The sequence below is a fragment of the Salinivirga sp. genome (assembly GCF_035268865.1).
GTDB lineage: Bacteria > Bacteroidota > Bacteroidia > Bacteroidales > Salinivirgaceae > Salinivirga.
This window is the reverse complement of the sequence record NZ_DATFKB010000098.1, coordinates 1-11753: the sequence shown is the minus strand read 5'-3', so window position 1 is coordinate 11753 and position 11753 is coordinate 1. Positions and strand designations below refer to the sequence as shown.

At 38.4% G+C, this 11753-nt stretch carries 8 protein-coding genes; 5 read left to right on the top strand and 3 right to left on the bottom strand.

Translation table 11 applies throughout. The features are described from left to right. The 3 genes from VJ937_RS05800 to VJ937_RS05790 form a co-directional block, all read right to left on the bottom strand. Positions 1 to 897: glycosyltransferase family 2 protein (locus tag VJ937_RS05800; protein ID WP_324065945.1), on the bottom strand; the 897-nt coding region annotated here is incomplete at its 3' end. Positions 898 to 922: 25 nt separating this feature from the next. Further along, positions 923 to 2323 carry a Gfo/Idh/MocA family protein gene (locus tag VJ937_RS05795; RefSeq protein ID WP_324065944.1) on the bottom strand — a complete coding sequence of 467 codons (1401 nt, stop codon included), beginning with the start codon at positions 2321 to 2323 and terminating at the stop codon, positions 923 to 925. A 9-nt stretch (positions 2324 to 2332) separates the two neighbouring features. Further along, on the bottom strand, positions 2333 to 3406 hold the full coding sequence (locus VJ937_RS05790; RefSeq protein ID WP_324065943.1) for an aminoglycoside phosphotransferase family protein: 1074 nt from the start codon (positions 3404 to 3406) through the stop codon (positions 2333 to 2335). A gap of 208 nt (positions 3407 to 3614) precedes the next feature. Between VJ937_RS05790 and VJ937_RS05785 the strand changes: the two genes are divergently transcribed. The 5 genes from VJ937_RS05785 to VJ937_RS05765 all read left to right on the top strand — a co-directional run. Further along, complete coding sequence (locus VJ937_RS05785; RefSeq protein WP_324065942.1) at positions 3615 to 4820, top strand: 6-phosphofructokinase; 1206 nt, start codon at positions 3615 to 3617, stop codon at positions 4818 to 4820. A gap of 68 nt (positions 4821 to 4888) precedes the next feature. Further along, entirely contained in the window at positions 4889 to 5746 is an 858-nt protein-coding gene (locus VJ937_RS05780; protein ID WP_324065941.1) for a hypothetical protein, read from the top strand. A gap of 72 nt (positions 5747 to 5818) precedes the next feature. Beyond that, complete coding sequence (locus VJ937_RS05775) at positions 5819 to 8224, top strand: PAS domain S-box protein (RefSeq protein WP_324065940.1); 2406 nt, start codon at positions 5819 to 5821, stop codon at positions 8222 to 8224. A gap of 1 nt (position 8225) precedes the next feature. Continuing rightward, the gene (locus tag VJ937_RS05770; RefSeq protein ID WP_324065939.1) at positions 8226 to 9674 is read left to right on the top strand and encodes a sigma-54 dependent transcriptional regulator; all 1449 of its coding nucleotides are present in this window, start codon (positions 8226 to 8228) and stop codon (positions 9672 to 9674) included. 147 nt (positions 9675 to 9821) lie between these two features. Continuing rightward, on the top strand, positions 9822 to 11753 hold a 1932-nt coding region (locus tag VJ937_RS05765; RefSeq protein WP_324065938.1), incomplete at its 3' end, for a methyl-accepting chemotaxis protein.

Sequence of the window (11753 nt, the reverse complement as noted above, 5' to 3'; positions counted from 1 at the left end):
AGCTTCATCAGGACTGGGCAAATCATAATAGTGAATCAATTTTTCATCTATTTTCCGTCGTAAGTTTATATCAATATACCCTTTGATCTGAATTTTATACGCTTGCAGCATTTGAGCGCGTTTTCGAATCCGCCTGCTTGCTCCCCAGATATATACGTAGGGATCCAGGGCATTATGCCTTTTTAGCCACAAGCTAAGATAGTACGCCTTAATCCTGTAAAATGCATCAAAACTGTACCGCTCATCATTGCGTGTTAATCTACCGGGCGGGTCATTCCATAGCAAAAGCGCCTCAGGTAATTTAGCAATTTTCACACCATTTTCCAGCCATCTGAGCCATAATTCATAATCTTCAGGAAAATTTCCATCTCTAAAGCTCCCCATTTCTTGTTCGACACACTTACGCCACATAGCCGTTGGGTTTACAATAGGCGATTCAACGAACCTGTTGGCTAAAATATCTTCATAACTCACCAATGAATTATTCCAATCTACAAATCGCTTAATACCTGCAGCCTCCTGGGCATCTCCTCCAAATTTAACGAGTGAACCAACAGCTCCGTAATCGTGATTTTGCTCTAAAAAGTCTAATTGTTTTTCCAGTTTTGTTGGTAATGCAATGTCATCTGCATCCATTCTGGCCACATACGGACTTTTAGCATAGCTGCTACCGGTATTGGTAGCGTAAGTCACTCCCTGCCTGGCTTCATGATATATTCTGAATCTGTTATCTTTAGCCGCATGAAGTTCTGCATACCTCAAACTACGATCTGTAGCGTTATTATTTACCAGTATGCACTCAAAATTTTGTAGCGTCTGGTTCGAGATACTCTCCATGGCGCCGCTGAGGGTATCTTCAGCATTATAAAACGGAAGCACAACAGAAACTTCAGGCATAAAAAATATTGTATGGTTTAAAAATCTATTTGGTGTAATACTTCACCTGATTAACTTTATTCCAGGCGCCCCGCGTAAAGTCGGGTACTTTTACCGGCATACCCTGATTTTTATTTGAAATTCTAGACAGTTGAATAATTGCAGACCATTCAGCGGCATCATATACATCCTGGTCAAGGGGTAATCCATTTCTCAGGCAATAGATCAACCGGTAATCCATAATAAAGTCCATACCACCATGTCCTCCAACCTCTTTGGCCTTTTCTCCAACCTCTTTTACAATTGGATGTTCATATTTTTCGAGCATTTCCTGCATTTCATCCTCGTGCAGAAAATGGTGCGCATTCGGCTCCAGGGCGATTCCTTTTTCAGGCCATTTACGAGCAAATCCTTTAGTGCCGCTCACCAGGTGTATACGGCTATAAGGCCGGGGGCTTGTCACATCATGCTGTATAAGCATCGTCTTACCTTTTACAGTTTTGATAATAGAAGTATTCATATCGCCCTTTGCATATTCTACCCGGGCGTATCGAGAGGTATCACCAAACTTGTCTTTTGCATAAGCTGACATGCCGAACTGGCCAGATGAAATTGATACTAAATAGTTCATTCGGTCGCCACGGTGAATATTTAAAATATGAGCAATGGGGCCCAATCCATGGGTTGGATAAGTATTGCCATCTTCTTTTTCAAGATGCTTAAGTCTCCACATATCCCAATAACCATCTTTTTCCTTAAAGTTTAACCATCTGAGATCATGAATATAGGCACCCTCAGCATGTACAATTTCTCCAAAAACACCTTGCTGAGCCATATTCAAAGTAGCCATTTCGAAAAAATCATAATTACAATTTTCGAGCTGCATGCAGTGCTTTCGTGTGCGCTCTGCGGTATTTACCAATTGCCAGCATTCTTCTATTGTTAAGGCTGCAGGCACCTCAACAGCCACATGTTTACCATGTTCCATGGCATAAACCGCAATGGGCGTATGTAAGTCCCAGTGTGTACACACATATACCAAATCAATATCATCACGCTCACATATTTTTTTCCAATCCTCTGCACCTGTATATTCATCTGCGGCAGGGTTGCCTGCAGTGGTTAACATTTCCTGAGCTCTTTGCACATATTCAGGTACAACATCGGCAATCGCAACAATCTTTGCGCCTTCAATATAATTATAGCGTTTTACAGCCTGCGATCCGCGCATACCCAGGCCAATAATGGCCATTCTTACGGTATCAATCGGATCGGCTCGCAGTTCAATTACATCTTTTTGCCCATCTGGCCTTGCAGGTTCATTAAAAGCCTCAATAGCTTTAAAATTTGTATCAGCCGATTCTTCATTGGTGTTTTTGCATCCTGTAAGTAAAACCAGGATCAATGCGAACAATGCAGCCCCTGAAATGAAATATTGATTTTTCATAAGAATAAATTATTGATTGTCAGTTAACATTTGTTCAATTATTGTTTTAATTGGATGATAATTAGATTCCATTGAAGCTATTAGTTTGCTCTGAACCTTTGTTCTAACCAAATTATGACCTTCATACTCCGTTTTATAATAAATATCACCGTTTAAATAATCGGTTAAAAACCGCACGCCCATAATTAGTGTCATGTATAAAGGTGCCTGCCAAAAATGAAACTTTTCTGTGTCTGAAAGCATATCTTTTGTTTGAGAAAGATAACCCTGAGCAAATGCCTTAAAGAAATCCATATTAAATGCTACATTACCTAATTCCTGCTCATCCTCATCTGAGCTGTTGGCAATTGTGCGAATGGCATCACCAAAATCGAATATAACACTTCCGGGCCCTACTGTATCAAGATCTACTACTGCCCTTACCTGTTCGCCCCGATACATTAAATTATTAATTTTTGTATCGTTGTGGACAATCCTTACAGGAATTTCACCGGAATTTAATACTGCAATTAAGCCATTAAGCCGTGCATATTGATTTCTATAAAAGCTCACCAGATCAGTAACTGCACTCAAGCGCTTCGCGGTATCCTGCTCAGCGGCCAAATCGAGCTGTTGCATGCGCCACTTCAGATTATGAAATTCCGGAATAACTTCCTGAAATTTACCAACCGGACACTTAACGCACCCCTTCAGAAAAGCACCATATCCAAGACCCGCCTGATATGCCTGTTCTTTATTCACAATATGGTCCAGACTATAAGCAAACTCAACAAATTCAATAAGCCTCCATGGATTTCCATGCTTATCGAATTCCAGCAAATTATTATTCACAGACTCATAAAAACCAGGCAGACACACGCCTGCATTATTCAAAAAATTATTCACAAGCAGTTTATAATTATACATTACAGCGTTTGTATCTTTAAAAACCTTCTGGTTAAGTCGCTGCAGCACATACTTACAGCCGTCAGATGACCTAACAAGAAAAGTATCGTTGATATGGCCATTACCAAGCGGCTCTATACCCGGATACTTTTCACCTGGCAAGAACAATGATAGGATTTCGCGGGCTGGCAACTCCATTTAATGAGTGATTTATATTTTCAAAGATAATATCTATTGTTTTTCTGAATAAAGACTTTACTCATGTTTTTATATCCGTGTCGCATAAAAAAGATTAATCCGGTTTTATTTTTAGCGGATTTTAAGCTCACCAATACTTAAAAGGCTTTTATCTTTCGTTGAAAAAAGCTAAATTGCAGATAGATATTTCATTAAAACTGCATAAATTATGGCCAAAGTAAACAAAATTAAAGGCGTCATTGGTATTTTAACCGGCGGCGGAGATGTTCCAGGATTAAACCCGGCTATCAGGGCGGTAACAATAAGAGCTTTGCGCGAAGGCTACAAAGTAATTGGTTTAAGGAAAGGCTGGGGCGGAGTTGTAGATATGCAACGCAAACCAAAAGTGGACGAAGGAGAGCACTACATTGAACTTAACGAAGACATAGTAAACAAAGCCGGGCGAACCGGTGGTACCTTTTTGCACAGTACCAGGACACGTCCAAGTCACATACCAAAAGAACGTGTGCCTGACCACCTCAAAGAACAATACACCGATGAAGTGAATGACCTTACTCCGGAAGTACTTAAAAACCTTGAATACCTCGGAATAGATTACCTCATCCCTATTGGCGGAGACGACACAATTAGCTACGGTGTTCGCCTATACCAGGAAGGTGTGAATGTAGTGGCTATACCTAAAACAATGGACAACGATGTTCCGGGAACCGATTATTGTATTGGTTTTAGCACTTGTATTACCAGAACCATTATGATGACGAATATTTTGCGCACATCAGCCGGATCACATGAACGGTTTCTCGTTTTGGAGGTATTTGGTCGTTATGCAGGTTTTACTGCAATGTTGCCAACCATGGCAGGTGCTGCCAACAGATGCGTCATTCCGGAACATAAATTCGATATTGAACATCTTACTGAGTTACTTACAGAAGACCGTAAAAAGAACCCCAGCAATTATTCAGTAGTTTTAGTTTCTGAAGGTGCTATGTTTAAAGGCGGCGAAATGGTATTTGAAAATAGCCAAAAAGATATGTACGGCCATGCTAAACTTGGCGGAATTGGAGACCTCGTATCTCAAAGGGTAAAAGAAATTTCACCAAAGTTTAATAAAGGCCGTAAAGTAAATGTGATAAATCAAAAACTCGGATACCTCGTACGTGGTGGCGATCCGGACTCTATTGACTCTATTGTTCCAATGGCCTATGGCAACCTTGCGCTGGATTTAATTTTGCAGGGAGTACATGGCAGGCTGGTGGTGCTCCAGAATGGCCGTTATGACAATTTACCCATCGAAGTAGTTACAAGTAACACTAAAAAAGTTAACGTAGATAAACACTATAATATTGAAAGATTACGTCCGTATTATAAAAGCTTTGAAATGAAACCATTATTTCTCATGACAAGCGAATTTTAACCGAAAAAATTTTCTTATCAAGGATCAAAAGTTAACTTCGGGAGCTAAGAATATATGCAGAAAGGTTTATGAGGTTATCTAACATTTCATGGTTATTTATTTTTATAGTTGGCCTTACAGGCTGTGCTACACTTAATCAAAGCGAAATAAATCAGGCAAACAGAGTACAGCCTGACTCACTGGAGCTTACACCAATGCTCGATATTTACGGGCAAAGGATTGATATTGTTCGGAACAAAACAGATCGCGATCGCAGCACCGAAGGTGAAGGAAGCGAAGAGATGCCATACCATGATGCAGGCTTTTATCTAGGCAACGGACTTTTTTACGATTTAAACGGCAATTTATGCCTGCTAATTCCTAAAATTATGGGGATAAAAAATGATCAACCATTTCACATTACCAAGAAAGATCATACTACCCTTTTTAACCGCGTTACAGCACTCAAACGCGATAACAACTCATTTACCGTTAGAATAAAAAAAGGGATAGGATTCTCTGCGCACTATAATATTCATCAAACCGATTCGGTTACTGAACTTATTAAAGGAAAACTTTCGAACCAAAAGCTGTTATTAAATACTAATGGCGACTATGAATATAAGCGTGCCCTGGCTGGAGAAGACATACAAAAAACAGCTAAAGGTTACTATATCAAAAATTTATTGAACCGGGATGATTATATAAAAAAAGACCATGCTTTAGTACTTAAAAATGACCTTACAATCAGGCATCGAAAAAATGCCATTGAGATACTCAAACTTGGTTGGGGAAAAGAAAAGCTACTGTACCAAATGATTTTCACGGAAAATGCAGTTCTCATATACAACAATAAGTACACGGGTTATAAAATATCACTTAAAAATCAGAACTCTGCAGAGGTATATAATAATCAACGTTTAATAAAAACTTACCAAAAGAAATAAAAGCCAGCTGGTGCGCAATAGAAAATAACTATAAACATCTCATCAATCAGGGGCAAATGGAATAACACACAGATGAACGAATTTAAAAACATAGAACAATTATTCGAAAATGCTCCGATAGGGATCTTCGAGACAACAATTGACGGAAAATTTGTTGATCTTAATACTGAATTTGTAAGAATTCTGGGCTATGAATCAAAGCAAGACGTTTTTCAGCACATTCAGCAATTGGAATACGACTTATACGAGTTTGCGGGCCTGAGGAATGAAATACTGGAATCAATTGCAGAAGAAGATAAGTTATCGGTATTTGAGGTTCGGTTTAAACAAAAAAATGGTAACCTTATCGATGTAAGGATGTCTATCAGGCATCATTACAACGAACAGATGAAACAGATCAATAATATTGGCATTATTGAAGATATCACTGAAAAAGTTCGTATCGAGGCAAAAAGAAAAGAACAGGAAAAAAAGTATAAAACCCTCTTCGAATATTCTACTGATGCGATACTAATTATTAAGCACCCGGACATAATAGAGTGGAACAATAAAGCACATGATTTATTTTGTGGGAATATTGAATGTAAAAGCATACCTGACTTTAATACACTGCACCCGGCAAAACAACCTGATAATCAGAATAGTCTAAATAAAGCTACCCGGTTAATAGAAAAAACACTTAACGGTGAACCCCAGTTTTTTGAATGGGAGTTAAAAAAAGTCAATGGAGAAACATTTTTCGCAGAAATTACGCTCAGCCTTCTTGATCCTGAAAAAAAATTGACTCAAGCGATTGTCCGAGATATTACAGAACGAAAAAAAGCAGAGCAAAAAATACGTGAAAGCGAACATAAATACAGAAAAATTGTTGAAACGGCTCCCGATGGAATAATTACAGTAAGTAAAGAAGGAATTATTCTGGATGTAAACAATTCATTTTGCGAGCTCACCGGTTACACCAAAGAAAAATACCTTAACAATCATTACGAGGTTTTCACCGGACTAACAGAAGAAAGCAAAAAGAGCTCATACGCACTTTTTAGTTCATTACTTAATAATGAACCTGTTGAACCAATTGAGATACAATGGACACACAAAAAGGGGGAATTAAAAACAGGAGAAATTAGGGCTATAGCGTTTTATGATCAAAACCACGATTTTGTGATGCAGGCAAATCTCAGGGATATTACAGTGCAAAAGCGCGCAATGCAAACAATTGTTAAAAGAGAAGCTCTGCTAAACTCCATATTCAACTCTATTCCGCTTGAGCTCTGGGTACTCGATAAAGAAAAAAACATCCTGGCTCAAAGCGGATTTTCAAAAAATAAATGGGGTGATTATATAGGCAAAAATGCCAGGGATTTTCCGACTGCCATAGACAAAAAAAGTTATGATGAAATACTAAAACAGGTAAATAAGGGAGAAGTGGTAGAATCTGAAGGTGAGTTTAGTTTCGAAAACAAAAGCAAAAATTTTAAACGTGTTTTAGCCCCCTATTACGAAAATGCTGAAATAAAAGGACACATTGCCTTTTCTTTAGATATCACAGAATTAAAGCAAATGCATAAAGAGCTTGAATCCCACAAGCACAACCTCGAATCACTCGTAGAACAAAGGACAGAGGAAATTCAGGCACTTAACGAGCAACTAACCGACTCAAATGAAAAACTTGAGTTCCAGCGGGATGAATTAAAAAATGCCTTAAGCAAACTACAAAGCACTCAAAACCAACTTATACACACAGAAAAAATGGCCTCCATAGGTATTTTAACTGCTGGAATAGCGCATGAAATAAACAACCCCGTAAATTTTATTCATAGCGGAATTATGGGTCTCGAAATCATGTTGTCTGATTTAATAACGGAACTCAAAGAAATAATAAAAACAAATAAAGAGCCGGCAAACAACCTTAATATTAACAGGTACTCAGTAAAAACAACAGAGTTGGTTAAAGCCATAAAAACAGGTGTGAATCGAATAACAAATATTGTAAATGGCTTAAGAACATTCTCACGAATGGATAATGAGGATAAAAGCCCTGTCGATATTGAAGAAACCATTAATTCCTCGCTGATAATTCTGCAAAATAAATTTAAATACAACGTTGAAATCAGCAAGAAACTCGCAGAAAATAATACTATTAACGGGTTCCCCGGAAAAATGGGTCAGGTCATTCTGAATATAATAATGAATGCTATTCAGGCTATTACCGATACAGGAAATATTGAAATCAGAACCCGCAGAAATGATCAAAAAAATGAATTTAAAATAATAGTTCAGGATGATGGTATAGGTATGGACAAAACGACCCAGGAAAAGCTTTTCGACCCGTTTTTTACAACAAAAAAACCAGGGGAAGGCACAGGCATTGGGATGTCGATTGTACATACAATAATTGAAGATCATAATGGAAAAATTCATATAGATTCAGAGCCGGGTAAAGGCTCTGTTTTCACAATTGTTTTACCTATTGAATAGTATGAAACATAAGATTTTATACGTAGATGATGAACAAAACAATTTATTGACGTTTGAACTTGCGCTCAATAACTGGTATGATGTCGAGATTACAACATCTCCACAAGAAGCTTTGACTATCATCGATCGCGGAGATATTGACGTTTTGCTTACAGATCAGCGGATGCCTGAAATGACAGGTCTTGAATTGGCCCAAAAAGTAAAGCAAAAGCATCCCTGGCTCAGTATCATAATTGTAACTGCTTTTGATGACTCAAACACGGTAATGCAAGCGGTAAACCAGGGTGGTATTTATCGATACATCTTAAAACCATGGAATTTAAACGATATAAAACAATCCATAAATAACGCCATAGAAAATTCCACCCTAAAAAAGAATAATGAAAACCTGATTAACGATCTGAAAGCGAAAAACAAAAAACTTGTTAATTCATATAACTTCATTCTTTCTCTTAAAAAACAGGTAGAAGAAGAAAATACACAGCTAAAACAATTAATAACTAATGAAGAGACCAACAACAAATACATTGTAACCCAAAACCGGGAATTTCAAAAAACCATAAGTCAAGCACTGCAGGTAGCAAAAACAGACTCAACCGTACTGCTTTTAGGCGAAACAGGAACAGGGAAAGAACTTATGGCCCAAATTATTCATGAAGAGAGCACAAGAGCCCGACAATTGATGATAAAAGTTAACTGCGCAGCTATTCCTGAAAACCTTGTTGAGAGTGAACTATTCGGACATGAAAAAGGAGCCTTTACAGGAGCCGATAAACTAAAATATGGTAAATTTGAACTTGCCCATAAAGGCACCCTCTTTTTAGATGAAATTGGAGAACTCCCCCCGGCTATTCAGACAAAATTGCTTAGAGTTTTACAAGAAAATGAGTTTGAAAGAGTAGGTGGAACAAGAACAATTAAAACCAATTTCAGGCTCATCGCAGCTACAAATCGGAATCTAGAAAAAGCGGTGCAGCAAGGCGAATTCAGAAGCGATCTTTATTATAGAATCAATATTATTCCGATAAAACTCCCGCCGCTCAGAGACCATCTTGAAGACATTCCATTGTTAGTCGGGCATTTTATTGAAAAACTCAATAAAACCAGTCATAAAGCAATCGACACAGTGCCGCAAAAAGCGCTAAAGAAACTTCAGGCCTACCAATGGCCGGGAAATATCCGCGAATTGCAGAACATAATAGAAAGAGCACATGTTTTAAGCCCCGGAAATAAGCTTGTAATCGATGATTGGTTTCAGGTACCAAAACCCCAAAATGCAGAAAATGAACCCACAGCACTACACGAGCAGGAAAAAAAGCATATACTCAAAATATTAAAAAGTACAAACTGGAAAATACGAGGCGAAAACGGCGCTGCCAGATTGCTGGATATAAAACCGACAACGCTGGAATCACGAATGAAAAAATTAAACATTACCAAGCCCAAATAATATACGAAATATCGTATATAATACGAAATATCGTATATTTCAGGCATCCCAGGCCAAACATACAACCACTCAAAAACATAATAAACAACACCTTACGCACATTGGCATATCTATTGGATTTGTTAGAAAAACTAAAAGCCAATAGATATGAAAAAAATCAACGACATTAAAATTGGAGCCAGACTAAATATTATCCTTAGTCTCACAATTGGTATAATTGTAATTGCACTGGGCCTATATATGATGAACACTCAGCGTGCAAAAATTATAGAAGATACTGACACGCGCATGTATGAACAGGCGGAAGATCTGACCAGACTCATTGAGAACCAGATTACACAAAACCAGGAAAAAGTGAATACAGACCTGAAAGTAGCGCACCAATATTTCTATAGTTTGGGAGAAATTGAAGTCAATGAAGAATCGAAAATCCCATTCCAGGCAGTAAACCAGGAAACCAAAATCAGCACAAGCCTAAAAGTAAATGAATGGACTTTAGGTGGACAAACACTACAAAACAACACAAAGGTTGTAGATAAACTAGAATCGCTGACAAATTCCACTGCCACCATATTCCAAAAAATAGACCAGGGTTTTCTCAGAATTGCAACTAATGTGAGAAAAAAGAGCGGAGAAAGAGCTGTAGGAACATTCATACCAAATAGTTCACCGGTAGCACAAACAGTAATGCAAGGCGGCACCTTCAGAGGCAGAGCCTTTGTTGTAAGTGATTGGTACCTTACAGCATACGAACCAATTCGCATCAATGGAGAAATAAAAGGTATTCTGTACGTAGGTGTAAGAGAAAAAGATATCGAAAGCATAAAGAATATCTTTTATGCAAAAACCTATTTTGAATCAGGATACCCTTTCCTTGTTGACGATGAAGGTACACTTATCATACATCCATCAAATGAAGGAGGCAGCTCTACAACAATAGACAAAATAAAAGCCACAGGTAAAGAAGAAGGAAAACTTACTTACGAATACGAAGGACGTAACAAGATATTGTATTTTGAAAATGTGGATGCCATTAACTCATATGTTGCAGTATCAATTTACGAAGATGAATTGATGGGTATTGTAAACAGCACCCGGAACGCCCTTATAGTGGCCATACTTTTGGCAATAGGGATCTTCATTTTAATCAACTCATCCATCAGCAGGGCCATTTCACGCGGACTGAATAAAGGTGTTCAACTTGCCGAAGAAATATCCCGTGGAAACCTGGATGTACGGGTCGACATTGACCAAAAAGACGAGATAGGAAGACTGGCCAATGCATTAAACACAATGGCAGGCAAGCTGCGTGAAATTGTAACCGATATAACCAACGAGACCGAAAATGTGGCTTCGGCAAGTCACCAAATCAGCAGCAGCTCACAAGAACTCTCACAAGGAGCCAGCGAGCAGGCATCGAGTGCCGAAGAAGTATCTTCAACCATGGAAGAAATTTCGTCAAATATTCAACAAAACACCAATAACGCCAATGAAACAGAGAAAATATCATCAATGGCCAATAAAGGTATCCAGGAAGTAAGTACAAAAGCAACTCAATCAGAGGAAGCTGTAAAGTCAATCTCTGAAAAAATTACTATAATCAATGAAATTGCCCGCCAGACAAACATTCTAGCACTAAATGCAGCGGTTGAAGCAGCCCGTGCAGGAGAACATGGAAAAGGATTTGCAGTAGTTGCTGCAGAGGTAAGAAAATTGGCAGAACGCAGTCAGAAATCAGCCGATGAAATTATAGAAGCCGCTAAGAACTCGGTTAAACTTACTCAAGAGTCAGGAGAACAAATGCAACAACTCATGCCTAATGTGGAAAAAACAACTCAGTTGGTGCATGAGATTACTGCAGCCAGTAATGAGCAGAATTCAGGCGCCGATCAAATTAACAATGCTTTACAGCAACTCAACCAGGTAACACAACAGAATGCTGCCGCAAGTGAAGAGCTGGCAACAAGTGCTGAGGAACTCAACAGCCAGGCAGACAATATGCGTGATGTAGTTTCATTCTTCAAATTTGATGATGGCAATAATAAAAGAAAAAAGAAACAGCAAACAAAACAAAAAACT

Excerpts from the sequence above, each read along its gene's own strand:
- VJ937_RS05795 (WP_324065944.1), bottom strand. The coding sequence starts at position 2,323 with ATGAAAAATCAATATTTCATTTCAGGGGCTGCATTGTTCGCATTGATC.
- VJ937_RS05790 (WP_324065943.1), bottom strand. The coding sequence starts at position 3,406 with ATGGAGTTGCCAGCCCGCGAAATCCTATCATTGTTCTTGCCAGGTGAA.
- VJ937_RS05785 (WP_324065942.1), top strand. The coding sequence starts at position 3,615 with ATGGCCAAAGTAAACAAAATTAAAGGCGTCATTGGTATTTTAACCGGC.
- VJ937_RS05780 (WP_324065941.1), top strand. The coding sequence starts at position 4,889 with ATGAGGTTATCTAACATTTCATGGTTATTTATTTTTATAGTTGGCCTT.
- VJ937_RS05775 (WP_324065940.1), top strand. The coding sequence starts at position 5,819 with ATGAACGAATTTAAAAACATAGAACAATTATTCGAAAATGCTCCGATA.
- VJ937_RS05770 (WP_324065939.1), top strand. The coding sequence starts at position 8,226 with ATGAAACATAAGATTTTATACGTAGATGATGAACAAAACAATTTATTG.